Here is a 15,405-nt window from a genome sequence, read left to right as displayed (position 1 = left end):
ATACAATATACGAAATTTTCGTATTATGAGTAACCTTGTTTATAATGCACTACGGGTTGGTTTATAATTATGGGGTAAGTTTTCTTTGATGTACCGGTCTAGTTGGGGTCTGTCTTTTTCCAGATCTCTTGGGTAGATAATATTGTTCTGAAGCGCTCTGTCACCATATTCTTCAATGGAATAGATGAATTTTGCAGGGACACCGGCATAGACAGAATCGTCCGGCATAGAAGAATTAAGAACAGATCCTGCACCCAAAATACAGTTGTTTCCCATCTGTGAACCCGGTAGAAAAATACAGTTATTCCCCACAAAACAGTTTTCACCAATTTTTATTCTACCGAAGTTTCTTGCGTCGGCGTATTTCTCCATACTGCGGATGACATACATTGCACCATCGTGATTGATGAACGTGCAGCCGGCTGTTATTTTTGTACAATCACCTATTTCTATAAGATAAGGTTCTGAGCCAAAGGAAGGTGTTTCTACGAATATAACGCCTTTCCCAACCTTCATTCCGCGGGCTTTACAAATTTCGATGTAGGCTTTCTGATATAGACTATTCCAGATCGTATGGATTTTAAGGATTATTCTGTAGAGGAAATTCATCGTTTACTTTTTTGCTAAATTAATAATGATATTCTCAACAGCATCGAAGATTTTCTGATTATCAAATTGCTCTTCAGCAGTTTTTAGTTTTTCCTGGATTGCTTCAATCAAATTTTTATTAATCATGAATTCCTTCATAGCACTATAAATTTCTTCTGAATCATAATTAATGAGATAACCGTTATCTTGATGAGTGATCATCTCCGGTATTCCGCCGACAGCTGTAGAAATGATTGGTTTTTGGAGGGTCAGTGTGTCTGCAATGATCAGCGGCCAGCCTTCTGACTCCGACGGCATGATGAAAAAGTCTGCATTTTTGACGTAAGGATAAGGATTGAGGAGAGATCCCATCAAAATAAAAGAATTCTCGACTTTCAGTTCCTCGATTAGGTTCCTCAGGTTGTCCATTTCTTCGCCGTCACCAATGATAATGACTTTGTGAAGAAAGCCATCTTTGATAAGCTTAGAATGGACTTCTATCAGATTTTTATAACCTTTCCGAGAATGTAATCTGCCTACAGAAACAAAAACAGGATTCGAAGTCTCAAAATTCGGAACAAATTCCTGTGCTTTTTCCTTGATTTCTTCAATTGGAATTGCGTTTAGAATAACGCTGTTTTCAGGAAACCTTAATTCGGGATAAGTTTTTTCCAGAATATCTTTTGTCTGTTGAGAGCCGAAGATGAAGTAATCAAATTTGGGAATCTGACTTAGTATCAATGGAACAGCAGGCTGCAGTTTTGGGAAGGTAATATCAGAATGGAACCAGCCTATTTTCTTTGAATCTTTATTAGAACTCGCAAGAACGGAACTGAAATCTGTATAGGAAGAGGCAATTTCTACATCAAATTTTTCCTTTAAATAAATCTTATCTGCAATGGCAGGAAATATTTCCAGAAATTTTATCTTCAAACCTCTCAGGACAAGCTGGATTTTGTTGAGAAGCGGATTCTTTGAAAAATCTTCTTTCCCTTTATTCATTTTTATGTAGCGGATGTGGGAAGGAATCTTTTCCCGCAACTCGCCCTGATAAAGACTGACCAGGATAGTGATGTCAAGTTTACTTTTATCGAGGTTGTCAAGAAGGCCTAATATTACTTTTTCGACGCCTCCCATTTCCATAGAACGATGACGGAAAAGGATTTTTATTTTGCGATTCATTCCTGTTTTTTTCAAAAAAAATTTCCAAAGGCAAATATAAGCATTGTGTATGCAATTCTTTTGTATTTTTGCACCTCAAAGCATATTTATGAATAAAATCTCCGAAATCGTTTCGACCTTTTTCGCCTATTTGAAACGTCCAGACCTTTACCCCGAGTTAAGACGTAAGATCTGGAAAAACATCTTCAACCGTTCATCCGGATTGAGAGGCAAGGAAGAAGCGGAAGAGTGGTGCAAGAGCAGCGCGATCTCCGAGAGAGATTTCATAGAAAAAGTGCTGAATACGACTTTTGTTCCTTTCGAAAAATTATTCCCGCAAGAGTTTGCTGCAGCATTGCAAGCTCAGGCAAAAGCACCTGTGAAAATGGGTGGAGCTGGCTCTCTAAGTGTGATCTATTACATCAATGAATTTGCAAATGCTCAAAAATCGATAGAAACTGGTGTGGCTTACGGATGGTCTTCTTTTGCGGCATTGGCTTCATTAGTTCACAGAAATGGAACACTTTACAGCTCGGATATGCCTTATATCTTGCAAAATCAAAGTGAGGATTTTGTAGGTTGTGTGATCCCTGAAAAGTATAAGAGCAATTGGGACCTTTACAGATATGCTGATAAAGAATCGCTTCCAAAGATCTTTGAAAAAGCTAGTTCTTTCGATGTGGTACATTATGACAGTGATAAAACTTACGATGGGAGACTTTGGGCTTACAACCTACTTTGGAGCAAATTGAGAACTGGCGGGATTTTTATGAGCGACGATGTTGGTGACAATGCAGCTTTCAAAGATTATTGCGAGAAAAACAACCGCAAACCACATATTATAGAATTCGATGGCAAATATGCCGGCGTTATTATAAAAGACTAAAAAAGCAAAACGCTTCGGATATTTCCGGAGCGTTTTTACTTGGTATTACAACCCATTTCTTCGTACTGATTTCGGAACTTCTGGACCCATTTTTCAAATTCGGAGACGTTGATCTTTTCTGAAACGAAACTTTTAAAATAATCAAGAGAAAAATCTTTTGGGAAATTTTCCATTGCATCAAAATCACCTTTTAGCCAAGCTTCGTTGATCAGGTGATTGAATCGGTTCACGTCAAAATCAAAACCATATTCGTGATAGGAATTGGTTGCCGAAGACTGAAAAGTGGTTTTCATTGCTTCCGTTTTGAGCCTTGAAATGAAATTCGGATTGTTCTTATTTCTGCGGTAGAATAGGGAAGCGTTGATCAGTTGTTTTTTCTCGTCTACCTTTCCGTCCATATCTTTCCAAATGTCCATCCAGTATTCTTTTTTGTAAAACCCCATTAATATGGAATTGAGCGACCAGTATTTTCTTTGTGTTTTATGATCTACGATACCTGCTTTATAGAGAATTGTGAAGAATTTGTATTGATTCAGAAAAAAAGCTTTCATCAAAGGTTTTGGAAAAAGAATGAGATCTTTTGGGAGAGCGGATAAAACGATTTTTGAGATAGGTCTTAAGTTAAGATTTTCACTATCTTTTTCATTTCCCAGCCAACCTAATTTCAAGAGATTAATATCAAATTTTTTGGCTTGAACTTGTAGCTCATCAACATTGATCGGACGTGTAAACCAAACATCATCTTCGGTAACAATCACATATTCTGAAGCGTTTTTGACACTTTCGTACCAGAATTTTGTCGGAATCTCAAAACCATTGATAGTCTTCCCGGACACCAGATTTTCAGCAATGGCCACTACTTTTTTTTCATAATTCTCAGAAAGACGAATTTCAACGTTTGGATGTTTTTCTCTGATCTTGTCCAGATATATCTTTGGTGTTCCGTCATCCAAAACTTTAATTTTAAAATTGCCGGAAATATTTTGATAAATTGATGAAATACATCGGTCAAGATAAAAGGGACGGTTGAAGGATTTGATCAATATATCCATTACTGAAGTTTTCTTTGGATTTTTTTAAAGAATGTATTCTGGTTTTTAAGAATAAACTCAGGTAAATTATTGATTTCCTCAATTTTTTTTCCATACAAAGAAGTGATATTCCTTCTTTTTGCAGTATCCAAAATCACTTGTTGCCAATTTTGATTTAATTTTCCCTTTTTTGATTTTTCCTGAGAAACCCCTTTGTCATGCAATCTGTAGAAATAAAGTGATTCTTTGATGAATGCGAATTTTCCAGTTTCGTATAATTTCAGATAGAGGTCTTGATCCACAGCTGAGGTCAATTCTTGATTGATTCCCGAAGTTTTATCGTAGGCCGATCTTTTGAAAGTGAAAAAATGATTGGCTTCCAAAAAGACATTGAAAAACCTTTTGTCTCCATTTTTCACTGCTCTGGCGTGTGGAAAAGTTTTAATAGGTTTAAGGTCATTATCACAAAGAAGGAATTTGGAGTAGGTCACCACATTGTTTTGTTTGTGGTTTTGGATGCTGAGTTCAATGGCATTTTCTGCCAATGCATCGTCCGGATCTACAAATCCACAGATCTCTCCCGAAGCTAGTTCTATGCATTTTCTTTTGGTGAAACCGACACCTCTGTTTTGCTCGTTTTTGTGAAACTTGACCCTTTTGTCATCTCTCGTAAATTGTCTTATTTTTTCAAAAGAATCGTCTGTCGAATGATCGTCAACAATGATGATCTCAAAATCTGTAAAAGTTTGTTTGAGAAGACTCTCATAGCAATCTTTGAAATACTCAAAATTGTTGTAATGGGCAATGAGAATAGAGAATGGCAGCATTATTTTTTACTTTTAAAAGATCTTATATAAAATTTAGCTACTTCTAGAATACCACCATATTCACTATATAGTTTGAAGAGTGATTTTTTAAAACGCCGTTTGTCTGTTTTGTAATATGTATAGACTTTCAAAAATTTAAGGTTTTGATTTTTTTTAAAAGAGTAGCCATATTCATTAATGATATCAAAATAAAACAATTCCATCGCCTGAGTTTTATATTGGCTAACATCTTCTCTCCAACTCAATTGCTGATTGCTTCTTCTAATTGCAACAAAGGCATCATTGATACCAAGAACCATTCCGTTGTTGCTAAAATCCATGTACATCATCATCGGGACACGCCAAGCTAATGGATATTTTCGGAATTTCTTTTCCTCATATATTTTTCTTGCAAAAACATTTTCGGAGATAGATATAAATCTTTTATGGCACTCATCATCCCAAACGTAATCTTGTGCTTTATACAAAATTGGCTGCTCAAGATCTGTCAAGAAATTATTTTCTTCCGAAACACGCCTCATTTTGAAACGAAGTAAAGTAATGTTGCTTTTTTTTATATGCTCTAATTTTCTGTAAAAAACTTCTACAAAATTTGTACTCAGGTAATCATCATCTGCAAGAATCATCATCCATTCTTCGTCCTGATCAGAAATAGCGATACAGCGTTCCCATTGTTCAGATAGTTTCCCTTTTCCGCCAAGATTATGGTCAAATCTTTTGTAATAAAAATTAGTATTCTTATTATATTTTTCAATTAATTTTTCCGGCGAATGAGGACTGGCGTCATCTCCTATATAGACATTGAAGTTTTGATTGGTTTGTGAAGCTAGGCTTACAAGCGTCTCTTCAAAAAAATCAATCTTGTAAAAAGGAATAACGATGGCCAATTTTTTTTCCATTAAGAAGCTATAAGGGTTATTTGTATTTTAAACATTTACTTTACAAAGAGATAGTGTTCAGAGTTTGTTGGTTTATAATGATAGAATTGTCCGGAACATCTTTATGGATCACACAGCCAGCTCCTAAGATCACGTTATTACCTATTGTAACGTCTTTTAGAATTACGACATTGGCGCCGGTCCAAACATTGTTGCCCATCTTCACTTTTCCGATGTTGAAGTCGGTTTTCGAAACGGAAAAAGGTACTTTCGTATATTGATGGTTGTGGTCAAAGATCTTCATGCCTTCTCCCAAAATACAATTTTCCCCAATGCTCACTTCGCCCAAGCAAGAGATAGTAGCACGTGTAATGTATGTGTTCTTGCCGATGCTCAGCTTCGCATTTGATTTTACGGTGACAAAATTGAATTGGTTGATCATGACATTTTCTTTAATATCAAATTTAGCATCAGTTGATATGTCAAAAAAATTCTCAGGACCTATTTTAAAACTTGGGTGAACAGAACTGCCGGGCGTAGAAAAAGCCTTGCGCTGATTGGAAATGATGCACAGATTGGCAAAGTTTTTTAATTTGATAAATAATAGTCCCAAGGCTGATCTCATTTTCCGTTTTTTCGAATCATTTGATACAAAGATAAAGTTTTAGTGTTTATTTCTATATTTTTGCTTGGAATTAATCATTAATATTTTCCTATGGATCCTTTGATAACGGTCTCAGTCCCAATTTTTAAATGTGAAAGGTTTATAGAAAACTGTCTTCGCTCCATCAAGGATCAAAGTTATCAGAACATAGAAGTTATTTTGGTGAACGATGTGACGCCTGATAATAGTGCTGCGATCGTAGATAAATTCATTAATGAAAATCAGTTATCAGACTGGAAATTGATTAATTTAGAAGAGAACTCCGGCCTTTCTGTCGTTAGGAATGAAGGCATTAATCAAGCAAAAGGAAAGTATATATTTTTTGTGGATAGTGATGATGAGCTTTATCCGGACACTATTGAGAATCTTGTAAAATTGGCACAGGAAACCAAAGCGGAGATCACGATGGGAGAAGTGCAGGGAATCAAAATACCATCAAATGAACATGTTGATGTTTTCCCGATCCATGCTTCGAGCGATATTTTAGAAGTTAATCTCCAAATTTTGACGGAACTCGTCAATGGTGGATTTGCAGTCTCTTCCTGGAACAAACTGATTTCGGTTGATTTTTTGAGATCCAATAAGTTATATTTCACGAAGGGTTTGTACGCGCAGGATTCTCTTCACACTTTCGAGATGGGATTGCATTTGGAGAAATTGGCTTTCCTGAGAAAGAAAACTTACAAATATTATCTTCATCAGGATTCTGTGATCCATAACAGAAAAAAGGTTCATTTTGACAACTGGATCACTATTGCAGAAAAGATCAATTCTTATTACATCGATGAAAAAAATAGTGCACGGCAGAAATTGATTTTGGAATATCTCATTGGTTTCAAATCTGTTACTCTGGAGATGAATTGGAAAGCGCAACAAAATGAAGAACTCTGGAAGCGAAGTTATAAAGCATATTTAAAATTGAAAAAATTGAGTTTGGTCAATTATTTGTCGAACGCGTATTCTCAAAAACTAAAAAAGCAGGACCTGTTTTATCGCCTGCCTTTATCTCTAGGATACAAATTTTTCCGATGGAGATTTGATAGATAAAAATCTGTCCAATTTATTTATAATCTTTTTACGCCATTTTCTTTTTCCAAAACGCCTTTCACATCGTAGATAATTCCGTTTTCTGATAGCAAATTTTTGATATTCAGGGATTCAAATTCCTTATGAGAAACCGCAAGGATCACAGCTTCATACTTTTTGAATGGCGCTTTGCTGATGATGTCTATGTCATAAGTTTCCTTCACTTCCGCCGGATTTGGCCATGGATCGAAAACGTTCACACAAATACTGTAATCTTCTAGACTTTTCACCACATCGATGACCTTTGTATTTCGCACATCAGGACAATTTTCTTTGAAAGTGAAACCAAGAACCAACACTTCAGAACCTTTGATCTTGAGGTCATTTTTTAGCATCATCTTCACTGTTTCGCTGGCGATATAATGTCCCATAGAATCGTTCATTCTTCTACCAGCAAGGATGATTTCTGGATGATAACCAAATTCCTGAGCCTTTTGCGCAAGGTAATAAGGGTCTACGCCTGTACAATGTCCGCCAACAAGACCTGGTTTGAAGTTGAGGAAATTCCATTTTGTAGAGGCGGCTTTCAAGACATCATTAGTATCGATTCCCATGAGGTTGAGGATCTTTGCCAACTCATTCACAAAAGCAATATTGATATCACGTTGCGAGTTCTCTATCACCTTTGCAGCCTCGGCCACTTTGATACTTGGTGCAAGATGAGTTCCAGCGATGATGACCGATTTGTAGAGTTCATCAATTTCTGTAGCGATTTCGGGAGTCGAACCGGAAGTTACTTTCAAGATTTTCTCTACGCTATGTTCCTTATCACCAGGATTGATCCTTTCTGGCGAATAACCAGCAAAGAAATCAACATTGAACTTTAGGCCTGATTCTCTTTCAATGATCGGAATGCAATCTTCCTCTGTAGCGCCAGGATAAACTGTAGATTCATAGATCACAATATTTCCTTTTTCTATCACAGTACCTACCGTTTCGCTTGCTTTACGAAGCGCTGAAATATCAGGATGGTTATTTTTGTCCACAGGTGTAGGAACTGTAACAATGTAAATATCAGAATCTTTGATATCATTAATGTCATCAGAAAGAAATAATCCCGTTTGCTCTTTGGATGGATTTTCAGAAACCAAAACTTTTATAAGGTCTTCCGAGTCCACTTCGTGTGTGCTGTCTTTGCCTTGCGTCAATTCATCAATCCTATTTTTTTTGAGATCAAAACCCACGACGGCATATTGTGTTGCAAATAATCTTGCAAGAGGCAGTCCAACGTATCCAAGACCAATAACAGTAATTTTTTTCTTCATATTTTATTAAAAAGGATAGTATTTCTGTAATATCTCACAAAGGTAAGCATCCTTATTTGTTAAGTTATTTTTCACAAAGTACGCCTCGACATCAGGGACGTTGATGTCATATCCAGAACCACTTTTTATAAGATTAAGGTCGAGTTTTGTATCATAAAAACGTTCTATGATCTCCAAGATCTCTATGATCGCATAATTCTGTGTATAGGCGACATTCACGATCTTGTTGAATGTTTGGCCATCCAATAATTCGAACGTTATCTTTTTGATATCCTCAGCGTCGATCAGATTTCGTGTGGCTTTCGTATGCACATTGATGGTCTCTTTATTTTTGATGGAGCGGATGAGGTAATTCATGAGAAGATTCGGGTTTCCACCACTTCCAACAGCATTGCTAACGCGAAGGATCAGATATCTCTCACAAGAATTTTTAATAAGCTGTTCCATTTTCAGCTTGTGTAGCACATAATCGCTTCCTGTCTTGGAAGAATCATAAATGCTGCAAGTCGAAAAATAAACAAAGATCTTTTCTTTATTTTCTTCTAAGGTTTTTCTAATGAGATGTTCTTCACGTAAAAATTCTTCCGCTCTATTTTCTAATGAATTAGAAACACCAGAAGCGAAGAAAATAATGTTCTCTCTATCATCATTGATAAACAACGACGCAATAAGTCCTCGGCCTATGATCATTCTAAAAGTCTTTTTAATATTTTTTGGGAAGCTTTGCCATCTCCAAATGGATTCTTCTCAGTTTGGAAAACGAATTCATTTTCATCATTCCATATTTTGTAGAATTCGGTTTTGATTTTGTTTAGATCACTCCCAACCAGAATACCGCAGTTGCAATCGAGAACTTCGGGTCTTTCGGTTTCTTCACGTAAGATCAGCACTCTTTTTCTAAGGCTTGGCGCTTCTTCCTGAATTCCTCCCGAATCTGATATGATCAATTTGGCTGCTGCCATTTTTCTAATGGTTTCCAAGTACGGAAGTGGCTCTGTAAATGTAATGTTTTCGGGCTTTTTATCTTCAAAGACATCGAAGATGATCTTCCTCGTGTTGGGGTTTGGATGTAGAGCCCACTCAAAGATAACCTTAGGGTTTTCTGTTGCTAACTCTTTGATCGCTTGTGATATTTCTTGCAGTGGTTTCCCGATGTTTTCCCGTCTGTGTGCAGTGATGAAGACCTTGTTTTGATATTCGATCTCAATCTTCTCTTTTTTAAGAATATATTGGATCATGTCAACGATTGTATTTCCCGTCAATAATATTTTATCTTTCGGAGTTCCTTCTTTTAAAAGATTAGTTTGAGATAAAGCAGTAGGTGCGAAGTTGACATCACTACCCAACGAAACCACGCGTCTGTTATATTCCTCTGGAAAGGGCATTCTAATATCTGCAGTTCGAAGGCCTGCTTCGATGTGATAGAATCTTCTCTTTTCCATAAAAGCTACGATAGAAGAGGCCAAAACAGTAAATGTATCGCCTTGGGCTACTATTTTTGTAATATTCTCTTTATGAACAAGATCGGACAAACTATTGATCAGTTTTGCAACGAGATTAGAATTGGTGAAATCCAAGGATTGAACAGAAAGCCGAAAATCTGGCTCCACATCAAAACTTTCTTCCATCTTGGTGAGGAGATCGTCGTGTTGGCCAGTGTTGACGATGAAAACTTCTTCATTCTGCAAACGAAACTGATCGATCAGTGGAAAAACTTTTAGAAATTCTGGTCTGGTTCCGTAAACGATGGCAATTTTATGACTCATCAATTTGTTTTGTGCAAAAATAATAAATCTTAAGGCTTAATGCGTTTTAAAATATGTTTAAATAGCATTTTCAATGGAAATTGATTCAGAATCTCATCGGCTGTAATAATTTTGAGATTGTTGACAGCATTGTGGATTTCCTTCTTTCCATCTTTGATATCTGCTACATTTTTCAGATGATGATAAGCGTGCACATAATCTTTGAAAGGATTTGGCGTATCGCGCTCGTGCCAAGTTCCCACAAAATGGTGCGCAGCATAATTCCTCGGAAGGTCTAGGCAAAAGTAAGTTGAAGGATAGATTGAGATTCCGTCCGCAAGTTCCTGATACTCGTCTCTTGTGGGATCGGCTTTGTAATGATTTACCAAAAGATCAGAAACAAAAACCGTGTTCGTCGTTAGGTCAAAATCTGTTTTTTCATTATAAAAATCCAATACTTTCTTTGGCCAAGGATGCCCAGCTTCTGTCGCCCAAAGTGCTGTAAATGGCGACCCTTTGATCTCGAATCCGGAAAATGCCCGATGAACGAGAAATTCATCCAAAGAAAATTTTACTTCCACATCGATATCCATGTAGATCCCACCTTGTTCGAACAAAGCTAAAGCTCTAGAATAATCTGAGACGAATGCCCATTTCTTCTTTTCTGCCGCAAGACGAACATACTCACAACAATTGATATCAAAGTTGGACTCGTTCCATTCGATGATCTCATAATCGGGAAGGTTTTTCTTCCACGAATCTAGGCAGATGTAAAAATATTCTGGTTTTGGATTGCCTCCGAACCAGCAGTAATGTATTTTTTTTTGGATCATTTTCGATATATTTACAAAAATATAAAAATTATATGATGAGCAACAGTGCCTTCATCACAATATTTACTCCTACTTACAATAGATTCACGCTTTTACAGAGATTGTATGATTCTATTTTGCAAATTGAGTATGAAGACTTTGAGTGGTTGGTTGTGGATGATGGTTCGAGTGATGATACAGAATTTTTTTTTAAGGCAATTTCAGAAAACGCTCATTTTCCAATCAGATATATAAAACAAAAAAACGGGGGCAAACATACTGCAATAAATAAAGGTCTAGAAGAAGCAAATGGTGAATTATTCTTTATTGTGGATAGCGATGATATTTTACCTCCTAACTCCTTAAAAAATATCAACTTTCAATTTTCTAAAGTAAAAGACAATCCAAAAATTGGTGGAATAGTGGGTAGGAAAAAAAATATTGCAGAAAATATTTCTATATACGACTTTCACGAAAAAGAGTTTATTAGTTCAGCTTTTGATTTTAGATATAAATTCCTTTACCAGGGAGATATGGCGGAAGTTGTAAAAACGGATGTCCTTCGACAATACCCCTTTCCTGTTTTTGAGAAAGAAAAGTTCGTTACAGAATCTCTAGTATGGTTTCGGATTGCTAAAACATTTGATTTTTTATACTTTGATGAAATTATCTACTTATGTGAATATCAGGAAGATGGGCTGACGGATAATTACTGGAAACTTATAAAAAGCAATCCAAGAGGGTCGATTTTGTATTATAAAGAATTTTTGGAAAATAATATTTCGGAAGCACAGAGAGCAAGTACTTTGAAGACTATAAAAACAATTGCGTTAGCCAATGGATATAGTTTTTTTGATCTTTTCAGAATGTTAAACATTGATCAATTTGTGTCCTTGAGTAAAATGACTTTGGGCAATTATTTATCACCGTTTAAAAGTAAAGAAGATATCAAATGATAGAAACCGAGTGTAGTCTCAATACTTATTGACTTTTATAATTTGAAGTGTCTTAGAAAATCCCATCTTTCTAATAATAAGTATACAAAAGTCAACCGCTTTCAAAATGCTTCTGTCAGAGGTTCGTAGGTTTTTATACGCTTTTTTTAGAATCAGGAATTGGTCATCGATTGTAAAATATTTTGAATAGTTTGAGATAATATAACGATTGAAAAGATAGATTCCTTGTTTTCGTCTGAGATTTAACTTTTCATCGCCTTTTGAAGATAGATGTTCTCTTGAAATTCTGATACTGGCAAAAGCATTATTAATACTTAAAATTTCTCCCATTTCAGGAAACTCCAGCCAAGCCACATTATCACTGCCGAAAGCTACAGGGAATTCTTTAAAGCCATTTTTTTCATAGGTTCTCCTACTAAAGATATGCTCTGTCAAAGTGCTTCTTCCATCTCCTTTGAATGTTCTCATATAGGATTTCGCAGCTAGTTCCAATTCCGGATTGATGAAGAGCTGCGAGATATCACTTCCCTCTTCGTTGATTAATTTTGAGGCAAAGCGTATAACTTCAATACTCTTTTCCTCTGCAATTTTTAAATTTTCATAAAACGCTTCGACGTAATTTTCCGAGATGGTGTCATCGTCGCCCAGGATCATGAGCCAATCTTCTTTTTCCGATAGTTCTACACAGCGATCCCATTGCTTGGTAAGGTGATTTCCGCCAAGGTTATTTTGGAATTTCTTATAGACAAATGTTAATTGACCTTCGTATGCTCTCAGAAGAGATTTGGGGTCTTGTGGACTACAATCGTCTCCTATATAGATAGAGAATCGCTTATCTGTCTGCAAACAAAGAGAATCTAAAGTGTGCTTAAAATAATTTAATTTATAATAAGGGATGATGATTGCTAGTCTGTTCATGATTTTAGATGACATTTTTATATTTAAGCATTTTTTCCTCTACAAGATGCCAAGAAAAATAGGCCAAGATAAAAGTGATCGGTAAGGATATTAGCATCAATTGGATAGGTTGTAAGATCATAAGATTCATAAGAATCTGCTGGACAAGAAATCCATAAATATAGACACCATAAGAGATATCACCAATTTTTTTTCCAATTGTACTGATAGGCGATGTATTAGATGTGGCCAACATCAATATCAGTATTGGTAGTAGAAATGGTGCTGTCATCTGATAATATCCAAAAACGATAGATAGGAGAATCAGGATCAGTATACCGATTCTTATAAATAGTTGATTGTATTTTTTCAAATCAATAAAACTTAACAACGAACCAGCAAAGAAGAAAGTGGCCAACTTATAGAAAAGATCGCTTTGTAAAATGATGTAATGGAAAAAGTGACTTAGGAAAAGTGGTCTGAACTGCAAAAGTAAAAATGAAATCAAGAAGGTTGCTACAATAACTATTTTGATCATCTTCCTGTTCTTTCTAATAGGAAAGAAGATCAGAAGAATAAGGTACAGCGTAAACTCGTAACTCAGTGACCAAAGACTTCCATTAATGGCTTTTGGGTAAAGATTTGTTTCGAATATTCCATTGACCTTATATTGTATTTTGTAGAGCGATAATCCATTGGGAAGATAGGACCAATAGGAAGATTCTAAAAAAATATTGTCGCCACGATAGAAGAGCGGTAAAACAAGTAGGGTCAAAATCAGTAGAACCAATAGCGCTGGAAATAATCTCAAAATTCTTTTCCAAAGGTAACTTACAATAGTTTTGCTCCGTTCCAGACTTTGGAAGATCAGATAGCCGCTCATGATAAAAAAACAGTCGACAGAAAAAGAGCCCAAGCTCAATTGCTCATTCGTAAGAACCCCGATCATCTCAGGTTGTCCAGTCAACGGAAATGAGTGTGATACAATGACCAAACTTGCAAATAATAGACGAAGAAAATCGAAGTTGTTGCTTCGGTTGATAGTTATATCTGTACTCATTGTTTATTGAAAAAATATCCTAATAATTTTTTTCTTCCACCATAATTAATATTAGCATTTCTGGACTTAGACATTAGATACACAAAATATTTTCCACGGATGGATAGCTTTTCTGTAAAATCATAATGAGATAATCTTCGTTTGTCAATAGTGACCAGGAGTTTTTCATTATCATCATTATAGTAGGCGTCAGAAGTTGGTTGCCAAAATGCATGAGTCTGGGCATTATTTTGTTGGTATAGGTTTGCCACACGAGTTTTCCAAACTGCTATGCTGAAATTGTTTGAAATGTATTCATATTGTCTTTGAAGGGTTTCTATTCTGTACTTTTGATCCCTAATCAACTTTTTCAGATCATAATGCCATTCTTGTAGATTTTTTGGATAGATGATTGCATATTCTTGATGTTCACTAAAAAGTTTAAACAACGGTAGCGGATCATAGTGAAGCACGAATGGTACTTTGCGTAGAGCGGTCTGAAGCAATGCTGTGAATGAAGCCATAGGAAATCCTTCGACATATATGTGGGTGTTTTTTTCGATACTAGCAAGTGTGGACGCGGAAACACCTCCATGTAGGATGATCCTTTGATGTTCATACTTCTTTGCATAGTCCGAGTCTTGACGTAGTCCGACAATATTGAATACAACTTCAGGATTCTCTTCTACAATTTTGTAGGCTTCTTGAAGAAAGTTGTATTTCTCATTCGGATTGAATTTATAACTCGTACCTGTACTTAGGATGTTTATCTTTTTATCAATTTTATCGTTTATCGTTTCTTCATTAAGCTCACCCTTGTTTTCTACGGGGATTGGTAAGAAAAACTGTCTCTCTGCGGAGATGCCTCTCCGTTCCTCATCAACTGCTGCGTTGGATTCTCTGATTTGAAGAACAATGTCAATAATAGAAGTTCCCAACCAAAAGACATGGTCTGCATGATTTATAAACCAGACCGGTGCTGTGATTCCTTTTTGAGAAAAAACAATATTGGTAATCGTTTCGTCGGGATGAATATGAAGAATAATGACCTCATAATCATTAAGTGGCTGTTCATTCAGAAGTTTGACAGATTCTATTTTAGAATTTGATTTTACACTGAAGAATTCAATGTCTGAAATGTCCTCAAAATAAGTTTCGCTAACAGCTTTTAAGTCATCTGCGGAAAGACGAGTACTCAGAATAGAGTGTTTTTTTGAGGTGTCGTTCTTTATCCAATTATAAAGTAATTTCGAATGTCCACCAGAAACATGTACTTCGGAACAGATATGTAATACTTTATTATTTTTATTGTTTTTTTTAGGATGAGAAGAAGATGGTAGTATTTTTTGCTGAATCTTTGCCAATAATATTTCTAACTGTTCACTTTTATAATAACCTGAAAAATTGAACCATCCAAAACAAGCAGTTTTCTGAATATAGTTGATACAATCCTCATATAGTTCTTCCTCAAAAAGTCTTTTTGCTATTCTGATACTTGCATCAAAATACTGTTTGTTTGAGTATATTATTTTCTCTTTATCTGTTGGTTGATCTAGATTCATTAAATATC

16 protein-coding genes are annotated in these 15,405 nt (G+C 35.8%); 3 read left to right on the top strand and 13 right to left on the bottom strand.

Annotated elements, in window-relative coordinates:
* Positions 1 to 39: 39 nt before the first annotated feature.
* Together AXA65_RS17820 and AXA65_RS17815 are read right to left on the bottom strand one after the other, a co-directional pair.
* Positions 40 to 609 carry an acyltransferase gene (locus tag AXA65_RS17820; RefSeq protein WP_063971404.1) on the bottom strand — a complete coding sequence of 190 codons (570 nt, stop codon included), beginning with the start codon at positions 607 to 609 and terminating at the stop codon, positions 40 to 42.
* A 3-nt stretch (positions 610 to 612) separates the two neighbouring features.
* Positions 613 to 1,770, bottom strand: coding sequence for a glycosyltransferase (locus AXA65_RS17815; protein WP_063971408.1), 1,158 nt, complete (start codon positions 1,768 to 1,770; stop codon positions 613 to 615).
* 88 nt (positions 1,771 to 1,858) lie between these two features.
* Here AXA65_RS17815 and AXA65_RS17810 point away from each other — a divergent pair, with 88 nt between their 5' ends.
* Entirely contained in the window at positions 1,859 to 2,635 is a 777-nt protein-coding gene (locus tag AXA65_RS17810; RefSeq protein WP_063971403.1) for a class I SAM-dependent methyltransferase, read from the top strand.
* A 35-nt stretch (positions 2,636 to 2,670) separates the two neighbouring features.
* On the opposite strand, the gene AXA65_RS17805 is transcribed toward AXA65_RS17810, so the two are convergent.
* The 4 genes from AXA65_RS17805 to AXA65_RS17790 are packed head-to-tail and all read right to left on the bottom strand — an operon-like array spanning position 2,671 to position 5,996.
* Complete coding sequence (locus AXA65_RS17805; protein ID WP_063971402.1) at positions 2,671 to 3,687, bottom strand: glycosyltransferase family 2 protein; 1,017 nt, start codon at positions 3,685 to 3,687, stop codon at positions 2,671 to 2,673.
* Entirely contained in the window at positions 3,687 to 4,493 is an 807-nt protein-coding gene (locus AXA65_RS17800; protein ID WP_086048263.1) for a glycosyltransferase family 2 protein, read from the bottom strand. Before AXA65_RS17800 ends, AXA65_RS17805 begins: the two co-directional genes overlap by 1 nt.
* Entirely contained in the window at positions 4,493 to 5,392 is a 900-nt protein-coding gene (locus AXA65_RS17795; RefSeq protein WP_063971400.1) for a glycosyltransferase family A protein, read from the bottom strand. Before AXA65_RS17795 ends, AXA65_RS17800 begins: the two co-directional genes overlap by 1 nt.
* 40 nt (positions 5,393 to 5,432) lie before the next feature.
* Positions 5,433 to 5,996, bottom strand: coding sequence for an acyltransferase (locus AXA65_RS17790; RefSeq protein ID WP_086048262.1), 564 nt, complete (start codon positions 5,994 to 5,996; stop codon positions 5,433 to 5,435).
* Between the two features lie 90 nt (positions 5,997 to 6,086).
* Between AXA65_RS17790 and AXA65_RS17785 the strand changes: the two genes are divergently transcribed.
* The gene (locus tag AXA65_RS17785; RefSeq protein ID WP_063971399.1) at positions 6,087 to 7,082 is read left to right on the top strand and encodes a glycosyltransferase; all 996 of its coding nucleotides are present in this window, start codon (positions 6,087 to 6,089) and stop codon (positions 7,080 to 7,082) included.
* Between the two features lie 17 nt (positions 7,083 to 7,099).
* On the opposite strand, the gene AXA65_RS17780 is transcribed toward AXA65_RS17785, so the two are convergent.
* Genes AXA65_RS17780 through AXA65_RS17765 form a run of 4 tightly spaced genes read right to left on the bottom strand, consistent with a single transcriptional unit; the run spans position 7,100 to position 10,964 of the window.
* Positions 7,100 to 8,386 carry a nucleotide sugar dehydrogenase gene (locus AXA65_RS17780; RefSeq protein WP_063971398.1) on the bottom strand — a complete coding sequence of 429 codons (1,287 nt, stop codon included), beginning with the start codon at positions 8,384 to 8,386 and terminating at the stop codon, positions 7,100 to 7,102.
* A gap of 6 nt (positions 8,387 to 8,392) precedes the next feature.
* Positions 8,393 to 9,076 (bottom strand): NAD-dependent epimerase/dehydratase family protein, encoded by a 684-nt coding sequence (locus AXA65_RS17775; RefSeq protein ID WP_063971397.1) that lies wholly within the window; start codon positions 9,074 to 9,076, stop codon positions 8,393 to 8,395.
* Positions 9,073 to 10,152 (bottom strand): non-hydrolyzing UDP-N-acetylglucosamine 2-epimerase, encoded by a 1,080-nt coding sequence (gene wecB, locus AXA65_RS17770; protein ID WP_063971396.1) that lies wholly within the window; start codon positions 10,150 to 10,152, stop codon positions 9,073 to 9,075. The genes AXA65_RS17775 and wecB overlap by 4 nt, the downstream gene beginning before the upstream one ends.
* A 29-nt stretch (positions 10,153 to 10,181) precedes the next feature.
* A complete protein-coding gene (locus AXA65_RS17765; RefSeq protein ID WP_063971395.1) occupies positions 10,182 to 10,964 on the bottom strand; it encodes a glycosyltransferase family 32 protein in 783 nt (260 codons plus the stop codon).
* Between the two features lie 35 nt (positions 10,965 to 10,999).
* Here AXA65_RS17765 and AXA65_RS17760 point away from each other — a divergent pair, with 35 nt between their 5' ends.
* Entirely contained in the window at positions 11,000 to 11,899 is a 900-nt protein-coding gene (locus tag AXA65_RS17760) for a glycosyltransferase family A protein (RefSeq protein WP_165596624.1), read from the top strand.
* 18 nt (positions 11,900 to 11,917) lie between these two features.
* On the opposite strand, the gene AXA65_RS17755 is transcribed toward AXA65_RS17760, so the two are convergent.
* From AXA65_RS17755 to AXA65_RS17745, 3 genes are read right to left on the bottom strand one after another with little or no spacing between them, the layout of a single operon-like run.
* Positions 11,918 to 12,817: a glycosyltransferase family 2 protein gene (locus AXA65_RS17755; protein WP_165596623.1), complete on the bottom strand. Its 900-nt coding sequence runs from the start codon at positions 12,815 to 12,817 to the stop codon at positions 11,918 to 11,920.
* Between the two features lie 4 nt (positions 12,818 to 12,821).
* Positions 12,822 to 13,856 (bottom strand): acyltransferase family protein, encoded by a 1,035-nt coding sequence (locus tag AXA65_RS17750; RefSeq protein WP_063971392.1) that lies wholly within the window; start codon positions 13,854 to 13,856, stop codon positions 12,822 to 12,824.
* The gene (locus AXA65_RS17745; RefSeq protein WP_063971391.1) at positions 13,853 to 15,397 is read right to left on the bottom strand and encodes a glycosyltransferase family 1 protein; all 1,545 of its coding nucleotides are present in this window, start codon (positions 15,395 to 15,397) and stop codon (positions 13,853 to 13,855) included. Before AXA65_RS17745 ends, AXA65_RS17750 begins: the two co-directional genes overlap by 4 nt.
* Positions 15,398 to 15,405 lie beyond the last annotated feature (8 nt).

The sequence above is a fragment of the Chryseobacterium sp. FP211-J200 genome, from assembly GCF_001643375.1.
Lineage (GTDB): Bacteria > Bacteroidota > Bacteroidia > Flavobacteriales > Weeksellaceae > Epilithonimonas > Epilithonimonas ginsengisoli.
This window is presented reverse-complemented; position numbering and strand designations above follow the sequence as displayed.